Origin of the sequence: Frisingicoccus caecimuris, from assembly GCF_004340975.1 — a bacterium.
In the GTDB taxonomy this organism is placed as follows: Bacteria; Bacillota; Clostridia; order Lachnospirales; family Lachnospiraceae; genus Frisingicoccus; species Frisingicoccus caecimuris.
In genome coordinates this window covers 1-19,336 of record NZ_SLXA01000018.1, presented here as the reverse complement: position 1 = coordinate 19,336, position 19,336 = coordinate 1, and the positions used below count along the sequence as shown (strand labels likewise).

Here is a 19,336-nt window from a genome sequence, read left to right as displayed (position 1 = left end):
AAAGAAGTCTATCAGGGAAAGCGGATTGCCGGGCTGGCATGCGCTTTCCCTTCTGTGCTATGAACAGCTTGGTATGTTACAAGTAGGGAGGAACTGTATGAAAGATTATGAAGAAGAAGTGAAAGATACAAAAGATGTCACAAATGAAAATGAGCATAAAGATGATTATGAAGATATTTGTTATCTTTGCCGCAGGTCGGAGAGTAAGGCAGGAAAACTGATTCATTTGCCGATGGAAGGTATTTGCATCTGTCCGGATTGTATGCAGCGGAGCTTTACAATGATGAGCAATTCAAATATCAATTATGATGATTTGATGCGGAACATGAATCTGCAGGACATGTTTCCGGGAAATCTGCAGGATGGCATTCCAAAAAGTCAGCGGTTAAAAAAGAAAAAACCGCAGGAGAAAAAGGAGGCGGCCATTGATCTGAAGCAGATTCTGCCGCCGCACCAGATCAAAGCCCGGCTGGATGATTATGTGATCGGTCAGGATTATGCGAAGAAGGTCATGTCCGTTGCGGTGTATAACCATTATAAACGGGTAGCGACCAATATGATGGATGAGATTGAAATTGAAAAGTCCAATATGCTGATGATCGGGCCGACAGGCTGTGGGAAAACTTATCTGGTACGAACTCTGGCAAAATTGCTTGATGTACCGTTGGCTATCGCGGATGCCACATCGCTGACAGAGGCCGGTTACATCGGCGATGACATCGAAAGTGTTGTTTCTAAGCTTCTGGCGGCTGCGGGTAATGATGTGGAAAAAGCAGAGAGGGGCATTATTTTTATTGATGAGATTGATAAGATCGCTAAAAAGAAAAATACGACGAGCCGGGATGTGAGTGGAGAGTCGGTACAGCAGGGACTTTTAAAGCTGCTGGAAGGCAGCGACGTCGAGGTGCCTGTGGGAGCCAGCAGTAAAAATGCCATGGTCCCGCTGACTACGGTAAATACCCGAAATATTTTATTTATTTGTGGCGGAGCATTTCCGGACCTGGAAGGGATTATTAAAGCCCGGTTAAATAAGACGAGCGGTATTGGTTTTGGAGCGGCTTTGAATGATGCCTACGACCAGGATCCGGATATAATAAGCCAGGTGACCATTGATGATCTTCGAGAATTTGGCATGATTCCGGAATTTATCGGACGTCTGCCGGTGATTTTTACATTGAAAGGACTGGACGAGGAGGCCTTGGTAAAGATTTTGAAGGAGCCGAAAAATGCCATTATCAAACAGTATCAGAAATTATTGGCTCTGGACGAGGTGGATTTACAGTTTGATGATGGGGCGCTTGAGTCTATAGCCAAACGGGCGATTGAGAAAAAGACCGGAGCACGGGCACTGCGTTCCATTATCGAAGAGCTCATGCTGGACATTATGTATCAGATACCGAAGGATGACAATATCGGTCGGGTAACGATCACGAAACCATATGTAGAGCATACGGGCGGCCCGTTGATCGAGATGCGGGGAGTTTTCAGTCTGCCGAATAAAACGCCGGCGGCAGGCATAGAATAGACTGATATGAATTCGGGAGTGATTTGATTGGCTTTGACTGAGGAGCAGCTGCGCTGCCGGGATATCATTCTGTCTCAGGAATATGCGGATTTTATTGTTGAGTACGGCGGAAATATCGATGTCATGGTGAATACTTACAATCCATCCTGCTATGAGGTGATCAACAGCAGTTATGTGGTCATTCATAAACCACTTCCTGAGGATGGACAATTGAATCCGGATGAGTATGGATACAATATGATTCCGACTGTCATGGGACTGATGGATACGACAAGTATGGAAGAGAGCGGTATATTGCCGGTGCATTACAGCCCGGCTTCCGGATACAGAGGCAGTGGCGTGTTGGTCAGTATTATTGATACAGGAATTGATTATACCCATCCGGCCTTTCGTTTTTCGAACGGTTCCACACGGATGTTGTCTATTTGGGACCAGACGATTCAGTCGGATAACGTACCGGAGAACTTCCCTTACGGAACGCTGTACACCAGTGATGATATTGATCGGGCGTTGTTTTCAGAAGAACCTATGGAACTGATCCCTACCCGGGATGAAGAGGGGCATGGGACGTTTATGGCCGGAATCATTGCCGGCAGTGAGGATACGGCGAACAGTTTTGTTGGTGCGGCACCGGAAGCTTCGATTATCGCGGTTAAATTAAAACCGGCTAAGGATTATCTGAGAGAGTATTATGTTTTGAAGGAAGGATCGGTTGCCTTCCAGGAAACAGATATTTTTATGGCAGTTCAATTTTCCCTGAAGCAGGCAGCCAAATATCGGATGCCCCTGGTCATCTGCCTGGGAATAGGCAATAGTCTGGACAGTCACGAAGGAACATCAAGTCTGAGTCAGTATTTAAATTGGATCAACAATCTGACCGGCATCTGCATCACTGTTGCTGCGGGAAATGAATTAGGAAGGGCCCATCATTTTTCCGGTTTTATTCCGGGCAAAGATGACAGTCAGAATGTGGAGCTTCGGGTCGGTGAAAATGAACGGGGGTTTCAGATGGAAATCTGGGGGTCTCTTGCCGATGTTTTCTCAGTGGAAATTGTTTCACCGGAAGGCGAGCGAATTGCCAGAAGTCAGTCCCGGCTCGGTGTATCGCAGAGGGTGCGGCTCCTGTTTGAAGATACGGAAATCTATTTGGCGGATAAATCGGTGGGCCTCACGAGCGGTCAGTTTCTTATGGTACTGCAGTTTCGAAATCCAACACCGGGGATATGGTCTCTGAGGGTATATGGGGATCGGATATCCAATGGACGTTTTGACATATGGCTGCCGATGGAAAAGTTTATCGAGGAAGATACTTATTTTCTCAGTCCGGATCCGGACATTACAGTATCCTCCGTGGCGACGACCAATTCTCTGATAGTGGCGGCCAATTATAATCATTATAATAACAGCCTTTACATTCATTCCAGCCGGGGCTACACGGCTTCCGGGTTTATTAAACCGGATATTGCAGCTCCGGGAGTGGATGTGTTTGGACCGCTTCCGGGAGGCAGGTACGGGCAGATGACAGGCTCAAGTGTCTCGGCTGCTCATGCGGCTGGTGCGGCGGCGCTGCTTTTAGAATGGGGACTGCTTCATGTGATCATTATCAATATGGATGGCAATGATATTCGACGACTGCTCATCCAGGGAGCGATTCAGAAGAGCGGCGAAACCTATCCAAACAAGGGGTGGGGATATGGCGCAATGAATTTGAAAAATACCTTTGAAACTTTACGTGTTCTGAGGTAGAATAGAAGAAAACAAAGGAGGTACAAGGATGGCATTTATTGATGATTTAAAACAAGGTCTTAGTGATGTTACGAAAACTGTTTATGAAAAATCAGAGCAGTTTGTAGGCATTCAGAAATTGCGGATGAAAAAGAACTCTCTGAACAGTGAGTTAAAGGCAACCTATATTGAAATCGGCAAGATGGTTTACGAAGAGAAAAAAGCGGGTGCGGAATTTTCTGGTCCGGTTGTCCAGTTGTGCCAAAAAGTTGATTTAGGTTTGGAAGCGATTCAGGAAGTGGAAGCACAGATTGAAGAAGTAAAAACCAAAAATGAAGTTGTAGATGACGATTTTGATGTAGATGATATTTTTGAAGAAGATGTGGAAGAAGTAGCAGCAGAAGAAGCCATTTCGGAGGCGGAAGAAGCCGCGGCAGAAGTGGAGGAAGCTGTTGCAGAAGCCGAAGAGGCGGCGGCAGAAGTGGAAGAGGCTGTTGCGGAGGCGGAAGAAGCTGTTACAGAAGCTGAAGAGACAGCCAAAGAAGCTGAAAAAGAAGAAGTTTAAAAATGTTCAAGTAAATTCAGGAACTGGCACGCATTTGCGTGCCAGTTTTCGGGTCAGGAATTATGTGGAAAAGAGGAAAAACGGTGACAGTATTTGATGAACGGATTGAAACACTGAGGGAAGCAATGCGGGCCGAACATATCGATTTTTATCTGATACCGACGGCGGATGACCATGCCTCCGAATATGTCAGTGATTATTATAAAGTGAGAAATTATTATGCAGGTTTTACCGGTTCTGCCGGAACCCTCTTGATTGGTATGGGTATGGCGGGACTCTGGACCGACGGCAGGTATTTTATCCAGGCAGAAAATCAGTTGGCGGGGAGTCAGGTGCAATTATTTCGTATGGGAAGTGTCGACGAACCGACTTTGGTTGAATATTTGAGAGAAAATCTGCCGGCGGGCGGAACGTTGGCGTTTGACGGGCAGGTTGTCGATCTGGCCCGGGGACAGGATTATGCGGATATGCTGGCTTCAAAGCAGGGACGGATTTTGTGGGACCATGATCTGGCGGGAAGCCTCTGGAGAGAACGGCCCTCCCGTTCGTCTGAACCGGTATACATTTTGGAGGAAAAATATACCGGGAAGAGTCGTCAGAAGAAGCTGGAAGAACTTCGGCAATATCTGAAAGAGAAGGGTGGTGATACAATCCTTCTTGCTTCTCTGGAGGATATTGCCTGGCTGCTGAATCTTCGGGGAAATGATGTACGGCATACGCCGGTCTTTTTAGCCTTTGCGAGAATTGATAAAGAGAAAGTCAATCTCTATGGGGACAGTAATGCATTTTCAAAAGAAATAACCACAGCGCTGGCTGAGGATGGCGTTGTGTTAAAGCCTTACATGGATGTTTATGATGAATTGAAAACACTTTCCGGCGGCAGCCTGATATATGACCCGGTAAAGGTAAATTATGCTCTGAGTCAGTGCGTGCCGGAGGATGTTCGGGTTCTTCCTTCGGATATCAATGAAATGATCCCAAAATCAGTAAAAAATGAAATTGAGCTTGATAACCTGCGTCGTGTCCATATTAAAGATGGTGTAGCTGTCACTAAATTTATGTACTGGCTGAAAAAGAATGTAGGAAAGATTTACATATCGGAAATCAGCGCTTCCGACTATCTTCAAAAACTTCGTTCAGATATTGATACTTACCTGGATCTGAGTTTTGATACGATTTCTGCTTATAAAGCCAATGCGGCGATGATGCACTACAGTGCCACACCGGAGACCGATGCGGTTCTGGAACCGTCAGGAATGCTCCTGGTGGATTCAGGTGGTCAATATTACGAGGGAACGACAGATATTACCCGTACCTTTATTCTGGGAACGATTTCCGAGGAAGAAAAGAAACATTTTACCCTGGTAGCCAAGTCCATGCTCAATCTGGCAAATGCCAAATTCCTCTATGGTTGTTCCGGATATAATCTGGACATTCTGGCCCGGGGGCCGCTTTGGAATCTGGGGATTGATTATCAATGCGGCACGGGTCATGGGGTCGGTTATCTGCTGAGCGTCCATGAGGGACCAAATGGTTTTCGGTGGAAACGGGTGCCGGAGCAGAAGGATTTTTCTATTCTTGAGGCGGGTATGGTAACGACGGACGAGCCGGGCGTTTATATTGAAGGAAGTCATGGAATCCGTACGGAAAATGAACTTATTTGTGTCAGGGATGAAAAAAACAGTTATGGCCAGTTTATGCGGTTTGAAATGCTGACCTGGGTGCCGATCGATCTGGATGGTATCGATATCCGGTGGCTGAATCCGGAGGATATCGATCAGTTGAACACTTATCATCAGACGGTCTATGAGAAAATCAGTCCCTATCTGAATGCCGAAGAAAGAGAATGGCTCCGGTATTATACCCGGCCTTTAGGAGAACAATAATAGAAATTTTCAAAAGGGAACCTGATAGACAAGCAAGTCTATTTATGGTATTATTTATGATGTAATATGAGCTTAAAAAATTTATAATAAAAACCAGGAGGGAAAGATCAATGAAATTTTTTATTGACACAGCGAAAGTCGATGATATTAAGAAAGCAAACGACATGGGTGTTATTTGTGGTGTAACAACAAACCCATCTTTAATTGCGAAGGAAGGCCGTGTCTTTGAAGAAGTCATTGCTGAAATTGCGTCTATTGTCGACGGACCAATCAGCGGTGAAGTTAAAGCAACAACAACAGATGCAGAAGGAATGATCGCAGAAGGACGTGCAATCGCTGCCATTCATCCAAACATGGTCGTAAAGATTCCTATGACGGCAGAAGGCTTAAAAGCTTGTAAGGTATTATCTTCCGAAGGCATCAAAACAAACGTTACTTTGATTTTTACAGCAAACCAGGCATTACTGGCAGCAAGAGCGGGTGCAACTTACGTATCTCCGTTCCTTGGCAGACTGGATGATATATCTACACCAGGCATTGATTTGATCCGCACAATCTCCGAAATTTTTGCTGTTGCCGGTATTGAAACAGAAATTATTGCAGCCAGCGTTCGTCATCCGATTCATGTCATTGACTGCGCACTTGCAGGTGCTGATATCGCTACGGTTCCGTACAGTGTTATTGAACAGATGATCAAACATCCACTGACAGATCAGGGGATTGAAAAGTTCCAGGCAGACTATAAAGCTGTATTTGGCGAATAATTGATTTAAAAATTAACGATACTAGAAGAATAGCGGGAATATCCCGCTATTCCTATGAAGAAAAGGCAGGTTAGAAGATGAATACAGTAGAACTTCAGAAGATGGCGAATGATATCCGCAAGGGTATTGTGACGGCTGTACACAGTGCGAAATCCGGACATCCGGGAGGCTCTTTATCTGCGGCAGATATTTTCACATATCTTTATTTTGAAGAGATGAATGTGGATCCGAAGGCAGCGGATAAAGCGGACAGAGATCGTTTTGTATTATCTAAAGGTCATGTGGCGCCGGCTTATTATTCCACTTTGGCTCACAAAGGGTTTTTCCCGGTAGAAGATTTGACCACACTCCGTAAAGTCGGTTCTTATCTCCAGGGACATCCGGACAAAAAACATATTCCGGGTGTTGATATGTCCAGCGGTTCCCTGGGACAGGGCGTTTCTGCAGCCGTAGGCATGGCTTTATCGGCAAAATTAAGCGACGACGCTTACCGCGTATATACACTTCTCGGCGACGGTGAAATCCAGGAAGGACAGGTTTGGGAAGCAGCTATGTTTGCTGGTGCGCGGAAGCTGGATAACCTTGTTGTTATTGTGGATAATAACGGACTTCAGATTGACGGGAATATTGAAGACGTATGTTCTCCGTATCCAATTGATAAAAAATTCGAGGCATTTAACTTCCATGTGATCAATATCGATGGTCATGACTTTGATCAGATTGCTGCTGCATTTGCAGAAGCACGGGCGACCAAAGGGATGCCGACAGCCATTATCGCAAAAACTGTAAAGGGTAAAGGCGTATCTTTTATGGAAAATCAGGCAAGCTGGCATGGCACCGCACCAAATGATGAACAGTATAAAATTGCTATGGAAGATTTGGAGAAAGTAGGTGAAGCACTGTGTCAGAAGTAAAAAAGATTGCAACAAGAGAAAGTTATGGCAATGCGCTGACTGAGCTTGGCGCAAAACATGAAAATCTGGTTGTTCTGGACGCCGACCTTGCTGCGGCTACGAAAACAGGTGTATTTAAAAAAGCATATCCGGAACGTCACATCGACTGTGGTATCGCTGAATGTAATATGATGGGGATTGCGGCCGGACTGGCAGCTACAGGCAAGGTTCCTTTTGCAAGTACATTTGCCATGTTTGCGGCGGGACGTGCATTCGAACAGATTCGTAATTCGATCGGTTATCCAAAGCTGAATGTAAAAATTGGTGCAACACATGCGGGTATTTCTGTTGGTGAAGATGGCGCAACACATCAGTGCAATGAAGATATTGCTTTGATGCGGACGATTCCTGGGATGGTCGTTATCAACCCTGCGGATGATGTGGAAGCAAGAGCCGCTGTTTATGCTGCCTATGAGCATGAAGGGCCGGTGTACATGCGTTTTGGACGTTTAGCTGTTCCGGTGATCAACGATCATCCGGATTATAAATTTGAGATTGGTAAAGGTATTACCTTAAAAGATGGTAAAGATATGACGATCATCGCCACCGGACTTTGTGTTTCCGAATCTCTGGAAGCGGCGAAATTGTTGGCGGCCGATGGGATTGATGCCAGAGTGATCAATATTCATACGATCAAACCATTAGACGAGGCATTGGTCGTCAAAGCAGCCAAGGAAACCGGTCGTATTTTTACGGTGGAAGAACATTCAATTATCGGTGGTCTCGGAAGTGCGGTATGCGATACATTGGCAGCTCAGGCGCCGACAAAAGTCACTAAGATCGGCGTAGAAGATACCTATGGCGAGTCTGGTCCGGCTGTGGAATTGATTCACAAATATGGTCTGGATGCAGAAGGCATTTATAAAAAAATTAAAGAATCTTTATAAAAGATAACAGTACAGCCTGCGGATAAAAAAACATTTGTTCGCAGGCTTTGTTTTTATTGTACGATGCTTGTGTTTTGTATAAAAATCCGCTATAATTTAAAATGGTTTCTTATTTATTATAAATGGAGTGAAAGGCATAATATGAAAAACAGTGATTTTTATGATTTTGGTGAACAGATACAAAAGATTGTTCAGTCAGCCATTGATTCCAATGACTTCAAAGAATTAAATGCGACTGTGCGTCAGACGGTGAATGATGCGGTCAGTGCAGTGCGTTCCGGCGTTTCTCAGGCATCGGAAAACATGTCAAAGGCGCAGAATAAAGGCGAGACTGCCGGGCCTCAGGTTCACCGGGGAGAGGTGAAAAGACAGTCTTCTTATAAACAACGTGATAAAGAACAGGCGAAGTATTTTGCTTCCCATCCGAAGGGAGAGATTGGCGGGACACTGATGGTGGTGATCGGCTTTATTCTGAGCACCATGTTTGGAATCGGTCTGGCAGTTCTGCTTATTGTTCAGTTTGTCCTGGATGGATTGACGGCATTGTTTATTCCTATTTTTATCCTGTTGCTCTTTTTCATTATCTTTATGATACTTGGAATGCGGGGATATCGTATCACATCAAGGATTAAACGGTTCAGAGAGTACCGGAAGATTTTAGATGACCGGGAATTTTGTGACGTGGAAGAGCTGGCCCGGAAGCTTGGAAAAACGTCGGCATATGTGGTAAAAGATTTAAAAGAGATGATGAAATACCAGATGTTTTTACAGGGGCATTTGGATAAGCAGGATAAATGTTTTATGATAACTGATCAGGCTTACAGTCAGTATTGTCAGGCTCAGAAGAGTCTCGAAGAGCGGGAGGCCCGGGCCAGGGCTGAAGCGGCAAAAATGGCAGATCCAAAATATTCTGAGGAAGTGCGGATGATGCTCACCGAAGGGAAACGATATGTTGAACATATCCGTGCCTGTAATGATGCGATTCCGGATGTGGAGATTTCGGCAAAGATTTCCCGGTTAGAATTGATCATTTCCAGAATTTTCACCCAGGTGGAGAAGGACCCATCCCTGGCACCGGAGCTTCATCAATTTATGAATTATTATCTTCCGACGACACAGAAGCTTTTGGATGTTTATCAGGAATTGGATGATCAGCCCGTACAGGGGCAGAATATTTCTGAAACTAAAAAAGAAATTGAAGCAACTTTAGATACGATCAACCAGGCGTTTGAAAATCTTCTGGACAGTTGCTATAAAGATACGGCATGGGACATTTCAACGGATATTTCTGTTCTGAATACGATGCTGGCCAAAGAAGGATTGACCGGAGATGAGATGCCGGTTCGGACATCCAAAAACACAACTGCCTAGAATGAGCCATACATAAGAGGCCTGGAAAGTAAGGAGAGAGAACGATGAGCGAAGCATTTAAAGAGTTTCAAACGGCACCGACACTGGTGTTTGATGAAGTGCCGGAGATGAAAGAAAAGGCCGAGTTGGCTGAGACGGCAGCGAAAGAGCCGGAACCGATGGATGATTCGGTTTTGAGTGAGGAAGAACGGGCCATGGTTGACAGCTTTAGTCAGCAAATTGATCTGAATAACACGAATGCGATTTTAAAATATGGTGCCGGGGTTCAGAAGAAGATGGCGGATTTTTCAGAAGCCGCGCTGGAAAATGTAAAGTCCAAGGATTTGGGCGAGGTTGGGGATATGCTCAGCAATGTGGTCACAGAACTGAAAAGCTTTGATGCGGAAGAAGAGAGTAAAGGCTTTTTTGGCGGTCTGTTTAAGAAAACATCGAATAAAATGGTCTCAATGAAGGCAAAATACGCCAAGGCTGAGGATAATGTGATGCAGATATGCAAATCTCTGGAAGCTCATCAGGTTGTTTTGCTGAAAGATATTGCTACTCTTGATAAAATGTATGAATTGAATCTGACTTATTTTAAAGAGCTGACCATGTATATTCTGGCTGGTAAGAAAAAGCTGGCACAAGTACGAAATGAAGAACTTCCGGTATTGATTCAGAAGGCAGAGGCCAGTGGCCTGGCTGAGGATGCCCAGGCGGCCAAGGATCTGGAAGGCCTGTGCCAGCGCTTTGAGAAAAAGCTTCACGATCTGGATTTAACCCGTATGATCTCCATCCAGACTGCACCCCAGATTCGTCTTGTGCAGAACAGCGATACAGTGATGGTGGAAAAGATACAGTCGACGGTGGTCAATACTATCCCACTCTGGAAGAGTCAGATGGTGCTGGCCCTTGGGGTGGAACATTCCAATCAGGCGGCAAAGGCTCAGCAGCAGGTGACGGATATGACCAATGAGCTTTTAAAAAAGAATGCGGAAACCCTTAAGATGGCGTCGATCGAGACGGCAAAAGCTTCCGAAAGAGGTATTGTGGATATTGAAACTCTGAAACAGACGAACGAATCCCTTATCTCGACACTGGATGAAATTATGAAGATTCAGACAGAGGGAAGAGAGAAACGTCTGGCGGCAGAAGGTGAACTGCGTCAGATGGAAGACGACTTAAAGAAAAAACTGCTGGAAATACGCAAATAATGAAACGTTGTTTGTATTTGATGAGTGTATTGACTATGATATGGAGCCTTGCCGCATGCGGCAAGGCCGTTTCGTCCCATCAGGATATTTTCGGAACAGAGGAAGAGCACCGAGGTTTTGTTGATGAAGATGAGACAATAGAAATCGTCCATGGTGATGAGATTTCGGTTCAGATGGATAAAATAAATGTGGGTTTTGCTCAAAGTTCAAATCTCAGTGAATGGCAGGTTACCCAGACAGAATCCTTTTACAGTGCATTTACGGAAGCTGACGGGTATCATTTGAATATTCAGGATGCTCATGGTGATGCAGCCCGTCAGGCAGAACAGTTGAATAAACTTATCGATGCGCCGATGGATGTGTTGTTTATCGTTCAGGAGGAATCGAAGCTTATTACGGATGCCGTGGCGCGAGCTGAAAATCTTGGAATCCGGGTGATTTTGCTAAGTCCCGAAGAGAAAGATGCACTGAGCGGTGGGGAAGCACGGCGGCTGTTGGAAACGGAAGAGGTTATATACAAAAAGAGGTAGTTATGGCAGGAAAAAAAGAGTATATAAAGATTAGAGGTGCCAGAGAGCATAATTTAAAGGGAATTGATATTGATATTCCAAGAAATGAACTGGTCGTTTTGACCGGTCTCAGCGGTTCAGGAAAATCTTCTCTGGCCTTTGATACAATTTACGCAGAGGGACAACGCCGGTATATGGAATCCTTATCCTCCTATGCCCGCCAGTTCCTTGGTCAGATGGAAAAACCGGATGTGGAAAGTATTTCAGGGTTGCCTCCGGCGATTTCTATTGATCAGAAATCAACGAATCGGAATCCCCGTTCTACGGTCGGAACAGTGACGGAAATTTATGATTATTTGCGTTTGCTGTATGCCCGTATTGGGATACCCCATTGTCCAAAATGCGGAAAAGTGATTCAGAAGCAGACGGTGGACCAGATGGTGGACGCCATTCTGGCACTGCCTGAACGGACCCGGATTCAGCTTTTGGCGCCGGTAGTTCGCGGACGTAAGGGAGAACATGTGATAATTTTTCAGCAGGCGAAGCGCAGCGGATATGTCCGGGTGATGGTGGATGGAAATCTCTATGAATTATCGGAAGAAATCAAACTGGATAAAAATAAAAAGCACAATATAGAAATTGTTGTGGATCGGCTGGCAGTAAAGCCAGGTATCGAAAAGCGTTTGACAGACTCACTGGAAACGACATTAAAATTATCCGACGGCCTTGTGGTTGTTGATGTGATCGGCGGTGAACCGATGAACTTCAGTCAGAGTTTTTCATGTCCGGACTGTGGTGTCAGCCTGGAGGAAATTGAGCCAAGAAGTTTTTCTTTCAATAATCCTTTTGGAGCCTGCCCGGTATGCAAAGGTCTTGGATTTAAAATGGAATTTTCACCGGAACTGCTGATTCCGGACACGTCATTGAGTATTAATAATGGAGCAATCGTGGCCATGGGCTGGCAGTCGGCCAACGTAGAGGGAAGTTTTACCAATGCTATTCTGGCTGCTCTGGCAGACCATTATCATTTTTCTCTGGATACGCCGTTTAAAGATTATCCGAAAAAAATACAGGATATACTGATTCACGGCACAAATGGGGAATATGTAAAGGTTCATTATAAGGGAATGCGCGGCGAAGGTGTCTACGATGTGGCCTTTGAGGGGCTGGTTCGTAACATGGAGCGTAAATATCGGGAAACCGGTTCTGAGATTACGCGTCAGGCATATGAGAACTTCATGATGATCACACCTTGCGGCGAGTGCGGAGGCAAACGTTTGAAGCGGGAGTCGTTGGCAGTTACGGTTTCTGAAAAAAATATTGCAGAAATTACAGAAATGTCCATTGTGGAGCTTTTAAATTTCATGAACCATCTGACACTGAGCGAACATCAGCAGATGATCGGGCAGCAGATTTTGAAGGAAATCCGTTCGCGCCTTGGCTTTCTTGTTAATGTGGGGCTGGATTACCTTATGCTGGCCCGTTCCACTGGCACTCTGTCCGGCGGCGAAGCGCAGCGAATCCGTCTGGCGACCCAGATCGGATCCGGGCTGGTGGGAGTGGCATATATTCTGGACGAGCCAAGTATTGGTCTTCACCAGAAGGATAATGACAAGCTATTGAAGGCGCTGAAAGAACTTCGGGATTTGGGAAATAGTCTGATAGTGGTGGAACATGATGAGGATACTATGCTGGAATCGGATTATGTGGTGGATATAGGACCGGGCGCGGGAGAACATGGCGGTGAAGTGGTGGCAAAAGGCACACCAAAAGAATTTATCCGGAGCCGGAAATCTATTACAGCGGCTTACCTTTCCGGCAAAAAACGAATACCGGTTCCAAAGGAACGCCGACAGCCAACGGGTCACCTGACCATTCTCGGAGCCCAGGAAAATAATTTGAAAAATATTGACGTGGATATTCCTTTAGGCGTCTTTACCTGTGTGACGGGGGTTTCCGGCTCAGGAAAGAGTTCTATTGTGAATGAGATTTTATATAAACGGCTGGCCAGAGATCTGAATCATTCCAGGACCTCCCGACCGGGTAAGCATAAAGACCTTCTCGGTGCGGACCAGTTGGATAAGGTCATTAATATTGACCAGTCACCGATCGGACGAACGCCCCGTTCCAATCCGGCCACCTATACCGGTGTCTTTGATATAATCCGCGATTTGTTTGCTTCTACAGTGGACGCCAAAGAACGAGGTTATAAAAAGGGACGTTTCAGTTTCAATGTTAAGGGCGGCCGGTGTGAGGCCTGTGCCGGTGACGGAATCATTAAGATAGAAATGCATTTTCTGGCGGATGTTTATGTGCCTTGTGAGGTCTGTCAGGGAAAGCGTTATAATCGGGAAACACTGGAAGTTAAATACAAAGGTAAAAACATCTATGATGTTCTTAATATGACTGTGGAAGAAGCACTGGAGTTTTTTGAAAACGTGCCATCGATTCGCCGAAAAATGGAAACCCTCAATGATGTGGGTCTTTCCTATGTTCGTCTTGGACAGCCGTCGACGACCCTGTCCGGCGGTGAAGCACAGCGTGTCAAATTGGCGACAGAGCTGAGCCGAAGAAGTACAGGAAAGACGATTTATATTCTGGATGAGCCGACCACCGGCCTTCACTTTGCCGATGTCCATAAGCTTATCGAGATTCTGCATCGACTGACCGACGGCGGCAATACGGTCGTTGTCATTGAACACAATCTGGATGTGATCAAGACGGCGGACTATATTATTGATATCGGTCCCGACGGCGGCGACAGGGGCGGTACAGTGATTGCCCAGGGTACACCGGAGGAAGTAGCCCAGTCACCGGTTTCCTATACCGGAAAATATATTCGAAAGTATCTGGAACGGGATAAAAAGTCACCGGGTTTATAAAATTGAGTAGCATTTAGAATGAAAATGTTGTATTATAGAAATTACCTGTTTTTATATTAGATTGTGATAGATAACATAGGAGGAGACGGTACATGAATCGAGAAATGATTATCGTATTGGACTTCGGCGGACAGTATAATCAGTTGATTGCAAGACGTGTGAGAGAATGCCATGTCTACTGTGAGGTCCATCCACATACCATGACACTGGAACAGATTAAAGAGTTAAATCCAAAGGGAATCATTTTTACCGGCGGGCCAAACAGCGTCTATGGGGAAGATTCGCCGACATATCAGAAAGAAATTTTTGAACTGGGCGTGCCGATTTTAGGCATTTGCTATGGCTCCCAGTTGATGGCTCATATATTGGGCGGTAAGGTTGAGACAGCCCCAGTCAGTGAATACGGTAAAACCGAAGTGGATGTCAACACCTCCTCTGTGATTTTTGAAGGTGTTTCCGAAAAAACAATCTGCTGGATGAGCCATACCGACTATATTGCAGAAGCACCGGCCGGTTTCAAAGTTGTGGCCAGCACTCCGGTCTGCCCGGTGGCCGCCATGGAATGTCCGGAAAAGAAATTCTACGCAACCCAGTTCCATCCGGAGGTTATGCATACTCAGGAAGGTATAACGATGCTCTCTAATTTTGTCTATAAAGTCTGCGGATGTAGTGGAGACTGGAAGATGGATTCCTTTGTTGAATCGACAATTGAACAGCTTCGGGAAAAAATCGGCGACGGTAAAGTGCTCTGTGCTCTGTCCGGTGGCGTAGACTCCTCTGTGGCAGCCGTTATGCTTGCCAAAGCCGTTGGCAAACAGCTTACCTGCGTTTTTGTAGATCATGGTCTGCTTCGTAAAAATGAAGGTGATGAAGTGGCAGCCGTTTTCGGACCAGATGGTCCATATGATTTAAATTTTGTTCGCGTGAATGCTCAGGAGCGTTTTTACAGTAAACTTGCGGGAGTAACCGAGCCGGAAGCGAAACGTAAGATTATCGGTGAGGAATTCATCCGTGTGTTTGAAGAAGAAGCCAAAAAAATCGGCGCTGTAGATTTCCTTGTCCAGGGTACGATTTATCCGGATGTCATCGAATCCGGCCTTGGCAAATCCGCAGTGATCAAATCCCACCATAATGTGGGCGGTCTCCCGGATTATGTCGATTTCAAAGAAATCATCGAACCTCTGCGCCTTCTCTTCAAAGATGAAGTCCGTAATGCGGGCCGCGAACTCGGCATTCCGGAATACCTTGTAAGCCGTCAGCCATTCCCGGGCCCGGGCCTTGGAATCCGTATCATTGGCGAAGTTACCGAAGAAAAAGTCCACATCGTTCAGGATGCCGATTATATCTACCGTGAAGAAATCGCCAAAGCAGGCGTTGACAAAGACCTTGGTCAGTACTTTGCTGCACTTACCAATATGCGATCTGTTGGCGTTATGGGCGACGGACGTACCTACGACTATGCGATTGCCCTCCGGGCCGTCACCACAAGCGACTTCATGACCGCTGAATCCGCACATATTCCGTGGGAAGTCCTCGAAAAAGTTACAAATCGTATTGTCAACGAAGTTAAAGGCGTTAACCGCGTGCTCTATGACTGCACAGGAAAACCACCGGCAACGATTGAGTTTGAATAATGAAAGACACTTGACAAACCCAGTATTTATGCGGGGTACAGGACTTTCAAGATGTATTTTGATAACAATTTGATAACAGTAGATTTTCTGCATTTATTATCCTGTGAACCAGTGGTTTGCAGGTGATGTGGAGAATTCCAAATAGAAAAGGTCTAACTGAACTTAAAAAATTCGGTTAGACCTTTTTACGTGTAAAATTATTGGTTGTCTTTTAAAGCACGTTTTTCTTTACGAGCAGCCAACCAAGCATTAATTCCCATTTTGGCAATGGTGACTAAGACGATTGCGATAATAGGAGCTAAGAAAGCTGATGAGGTGCCCAATATAGGTGCAAGAGCAACAGAAATTGCTCCGACAATATAGTTTTGAGCAGCTCCAGATTCTTTTAATATGGCTAATCTATTTTCACTATATCGTTCATCACCTGAGAAGAATGCTTCTATCTCATCAAGAACTTTTTCGTAGAATATAGAGTGTCCTTTCTGTGCACCAAAAGGAACGTTTGTAGACATAGATGCTGTTAACCAAGCCTGTGCTACTTGCTCATAATCTCCTAATTGACAATATAATTCATTGATTGTTTTCTGCTGATATCCGGGAAGGCATAGCAACCAAGAGTCTGGGTATTCTGTAAAAATTTCTTCTATGGTAGTCATTCTGTCATCTCCTTTATGTATGTGGCTGAAATTGCATGTGTTGTTTGATGTAGAGTTTGAGGATCAATCCCACCTATACTGATTCCACCATGAGTTCCGGCTGGAGCATAAGAGCCAATTAGCATTGCTGCAATAGAACGACTTTCTGGAATAACTATAGGACTACCAGATTGTCCAGGACGTGATTGTATATTCAATACAATGTTCTTTGCCTTTATTCTAGAAGAATCAATCAATATATTAGCACCTACAGAAGTATTTTGTTGAGTTAATACCATTCTTCCGTGATCACAATGTGGATAACCGAACAAAGAGATGTTTTCACCAACATGAACAGAATCTGTTGATGAAAGTGTGAATGTTGACTGTGTTTTTTGAGGGATTTCTAATAAGCAGACATCATATAAGGGATTGATTTCTTTTATTTTGGCAGGAATACAGTTTACTTGAGTATCGGAAGTATCTTGATAATCCTGAATAGAATTTACCTTATTCATAATGATGACTAGGCCGTTATCGTTATTATCTACGACATGAGCAGCTGTTGCAAGTAATCCCGGTTTGTTAATGAAAAAAGCAGTGCCTAAGAGAGTAATTCCATTTGGCGTAATTCTGCCGACTGGATGTACTACATAGCTAATATCTGTAAAAAACATAATCATTCCTCCATATTTTTATGATTTTTAATTATTGGATTCATTTTTGCGAAAAGCAAGAACTTCATTGCGAAAGCGTTCTGTTTCCAGTTTTGGATAGTGGTAACGCCATTCATCGTATTCATCTTGTGTGATTTCTTCCCTGCGGAGTTTTTCAGCAATACGATTCCAGGAGTAAAAAAGTTCAAACATACTTAGATACGATTTGGAGCTGCGGTCTAATCTCAGGCAGAGTTCACCTTCAATCTCGCCGATTTTAAGTCCGTATACATCTTCCAGAGTAAAGAACGTATGCATGAGTCCTACATAGGTGTCAATATCTGGAACATTTAATGCTTCCGGAGCAACATCAAGTGTTTCTGCAAGGGCATTTAGATAAGCTTCTTTTGGATTTCGTTTGCCTGTTTCATATTGAGCAATTCGGACATCAGCCTGATTTTCGCTGAATCCGATACATTTACCGAGATATTTCTGTGTCATGCCACGGAGATTACGGAAAAAGTGGATACGTTCGCCAATAGCCATATTTTATCATCCTTTCAAAATAAGTTATTTATATTCGTATTTATATAAAAAATCATAACATATTAGTATTGGTGATTCAATAAATTTAACAAAAAAATATAGAAATAGTTCAAAATAAAATAAAAAAAGTTAGTAAATGACTTGAAAGCCTATTGCAATGTATAGTATATGGTGTTATTATAATGATACAATACAAATATGTATAGTATAAATGAAAAACAAAACAAATATATTTCATATAAAGGAGGGTATTTATGCAGAAGATGTTTATGAGAGTAGAAGAAGTGGCGGAGGAATTGGATGTATCTGTTCCATATGCGTATAAGTTGATTCGACAGATGAATGCAGAATTAAAGAAAACAGGATGTGTGACGATTGCAGGAAGAATTGATAGAAAATATTTTTACGAACATTTTTACGGAACAAAATCATACGAAAGGGGGTAAATGGATGCCAGTATACAAAAATGAAAAAAATGGAACATGGTATGTAATGGCTCGTTATGTGGATTGGCGTGGCGAGCGTAAACAAAAATGCCAGAGAGGTTTCGCAACGAAAAAAGAAGCACAGGAGTGGGAACGACAGTTCCAGCTTCAGAAAAAAGCTGATATTGATATGACATTGGAGAGTTTTTGCAAATTATATGAAAAGGATGTACGACCGCGACTGAAACTGAATACTTGGCTGACAAAAGAACATATCATTCAGACAAAGATTCTTCCCTATCTTGGAAACAGAAAGCTTTCCGAGATTAAAGCAAAAGATGTCATTGACTGGCAGAATGAAATCAGAACCTTGAAAACACCGGGAGGAAAGACACTTTCTCCCACATATTTGAGGACAATTCATGCACAGTTGAGTTCTATTTTCAATCATGCAAATCGGTATTATGACCTGAATATCAATCCTGCAAAAAAGGCAGGAACGATGGGAATGGAAGAAAGTAAAGAAATGCTGTTTTGGACGAAAGAAGAATATCTTCAGTTTGCAGAAGCTATGATGGACAAACCGCTGTCCTATTATGCATTCGAAATGCTGTACTGGTGCGGTATCAGGGAAGGCGAACTTTTAGCACTGACTCCGGCAGATTTTGATTTTGAAGCAGAGACTGTACGGATTAATAAATCCTATCAACGTCTGAAAGGGGAAGATGTGATTACATCTCCGAAAACACGGAAAGGTAACAGGACAATTAAGATGCCGAAGTTCCTGTGTGAAGAGATGCAGGATTGTCTGAAAATGTATTACGATTTGAAAGACTCTGACCGACTTTTTCCTGTCAGTAAACATTATTTATTCAGTGAAATGGACAGAGGATGTAAAGCTATGGGTGTGAAAAGAATCAGAATCCATGATCTTAGACATTCGCATGTTTCTCTGCTGATTGATATGGGATTTACAGCATTAGCGATAGGAAACCGTGTTGGACATGAAGCTGAAAAAATCACATATCGTTATGCACATCTTTTCCCGTCGGTGCAGACAGAAATGGCAAACAGACTGGATATGGTGTTTATGATACACTAGAATTACCGAAAAAAAGCGTCAGAATTCCCTGAAATCAGCAAGGGAAATTCCCCAAAAAAGGCGGGACATATTGAACCA

At 44.1% G+C, this 19,336-nt stretch carries 17 protein-coding genes; 14 read left to right on the top strand and 3 right to left on the bottom strand.

Annotation, left to right across the window (positions count from 1 at the left end):
• Positions 1-97 precede the first annotated feature (97 nt).
• From clpX to guaA, 12 genes are all read left to right on the top strand, one after another.
• Positions 98-1,525 (top strand): ATP-dependent Clp protease ATP-binding subunit ClpX, encoded by a 1,428-nt coding sequence (gene clpX, locus EV212_RS12480; protein ID WP_132094037.1) that lies wholly within the window; start codon positions 98-100, stop codon positions 1,523-1,525.
• Between the two features lie 27 nt (positions 1,526-1,552).
• Positions 1,553-3,271, top strand: a complete 1,719-nt coding sequence (locus tag EV212_RS12475) for a S8 family peptidase (RefSeq protein WP_132094034.1) — start codon at positions 1,553-1,555, stop codon at positions 3,269-3,271.
• A 28-nt stretch (positions 3,272-3,299) separates the two neighbouring features.
• Entirely contained in the window at positions 3,300-3,815 is a 516-nt protein-coding gene (locus EV212_RS12470; RefSeq protein WP_132094031.1) for a hypothetical protein, read from the top strand.
• A gap of 62 nt (positions 3,816-3,877) precedes the next feature.
• Positions 3,878-5,701 carry an aminopeptidase P family protein gene (locus tag EV212_RS12465; protein WP_132094028.1) on the top strand — a complete coding sequence of 608 codons (1,824 nt, stop codon included), beginning with the start codon at positions 3,878-3,880 and terminating at the stop codon, positions 5,699-5,701.
• Between the two features lie 110 nt (positions 5,702-5,811).
• Positions 5,812-6,465 (top strand): fructose-6-phosphate aldolase, encoded by a 654-nt coding sequence (gene fsa / locus EV212_RS12460; protein WP_132094025.1) that lies wholly within the window; start codon positions 5,812-5,814, stop codon positions 6,463-6,465.
• Between the two features lie 77 nt (positions 6,466-6,542).
• The gene (locus tag EV212_RS12455; protein ID WP_132094022.1) at positions 6,543-7,379 is read left to right on the top strand and encodes a transketolase; all 837 of its coding nucleotides are present in this window, start codon (positions 6,543-6,545) and stop codon (positions 7,377-7,379) included.
• On the top strand, positions 7,367-8,305 hold the full coding sequence (locus EV212_RS12450) for a transketolase family protein (RefSeq protein ID WP_132094019.1): 939 nt from the start codon (positions 7,367-7,369) through the stop codon (positions 8,303-8,305). Before EV212_RS12455 ends, EV212_RS12450 begins: the two co-directional genes overlap by 13 nt.
• 141 nt (positions 8,306-8,446) lie before the next feature.
• The gene (locus EV212_RS12445) at positions 8,447-9,676 is read left to right on the top strand and encodes a 5-bromo-4-chloroindolyl phosphate hydrolysis family protein (RefSeq protein WP_165873376.1); all 1,230 of its coding nucleotides are present in this window, start codon (positions 8,447-8,449) and stop codon (positions 9,674-9,676) included.
• Between the two features lie 44 nt (positions 9,677-9,720).
• The gene (locus tag EV212_RS12440; RefSeq protein ID WP_132094013.1) at positions 9,721-10,869 is read left to right on the top strand and encodes a toxic anion resistance protein; all 1,149 of its coding nucleotides are present in this window, start codon (positions 9,721-9,723) and stop codon (positions 10,867-10,869) included.
• Entirely contained in the window at positions 10,869-11,399 is a 531-nt protein-coding gene (locus EV212_RS12435) for a type 1 periplasmic-binding domain-containing protein (protein ID WP_132094010.1), read from the top strand. The genes EV212_RS12440 and EV212_RS12435 overlap by 1 nt, the downstream gene beginning before the upstream one ends.
• A 2-nt stretch (positions 11,400-11,401) precedes the next feature.
• Positions 11,402-14,260 carry an excinuclease ABC subunit UvrA gene (gene uvrA, locus EV212_RS12430; protein ID WP_132094007.1) on the top strand — a complete coding sequence of 953 codons (2,859 nt, stop codon included), beginning with the start codon at positions 11,402-11,404 and terminating at the stop codon, positions 14,258-14,260.
• Positions 14,261-14,352: 92 nt separating this feature from the next.
• Positions 14,353-15,894: a glutamine-hydrolyzing GMP synthase gene (gene guaA, locus EV212_RS12425; RefSeq protein WP_132094004.1), complete on the top strand. Its 1,542-nt coding sequence runs from the start codon at positions 14,353-14,355 to the stop codon at positions 15,892-15,894.
• Between the two features lie 197 nt (positions 15,895-16,091).
• Here the strand turns inward: guaA and EV212_RS12420 are convergent, their stop codons facing one another.
• Genes EV212_RS12420 through EV212_RS12410 form a run of 3 tightly spaced genes read right to left on the bottom strand, consistent with a single transcriptional unit; the run spans position 16,092 to position 17,731 of the window.
• A complete protein-coding gene (locus EV212_RS12420; RefSeq protein WP_132094001.1) occupies positions 16,092-16,550 on the bottom strand; it encodes a hypothetical protein in 459 nt (152 codons plus the stop codon).
• On the bottom strand, positions 16,547-17,206 hold the full coding sequence (locus tag EV212_RS12415; RefSeq protein WP_132093998.1) for a S1 family peptidase: 660 nt from the start codon (positions 17,204-17,206) through the stop codon (positions 16,547-16,549). Before EV212_RS12415 ends, EV212_RS12420 begins: the two co-directional genes overlap by 4 nt.
• 27 nt (positions 17,207-17,233) lie before the next feature.
• Positions 17,234-17,731 (bottom strand): helix-turn-helix domain-containing protein, encoded by a 498-nt coding sequence (locus EV212_RS12410; protein WP_118043685.1) that lies wholly within the window; start codon positions 17,729-17,731, stop codon positions 17,234-17,236.
• A 254-nt stretch (positions 17,732-17,985) separates the two neighbouring features.
• Between EV212_RS12410 and EV212_RS12405 the strand changes: the two genes are divergently transcribed.
• Together EV212_RS12405 and EV212_RS12400 are read left to right on the top strand one after the other, a co-directional pair.
• Positions 17,986-18,177 carry a MerR family transcriptional regulator gene (locus tag EV212_RS12405; protein WP_118043684.1) on the top strand — a complete coding sequence of 64 codons (192 nt, stop codon included), beginning with the start codon at positions 17,986-17,988 and terminating at the stop codon, positions 18,175-18,177.
• Between the two features lie 4 nt (positions 18,178-18,181).
• Positions 18,182-19,258 (top strand): site-specific integrase, encoded by a 1,077-nt coding sequence (locus EV212_RS12400; protein WP_132093996.1) that lies wholly within the window; start codon positions 18,182-18,184, stop codon positions 19,256-19,258.
• Positions 19,259-19,336: the final 78 nt, after the last annotated feature.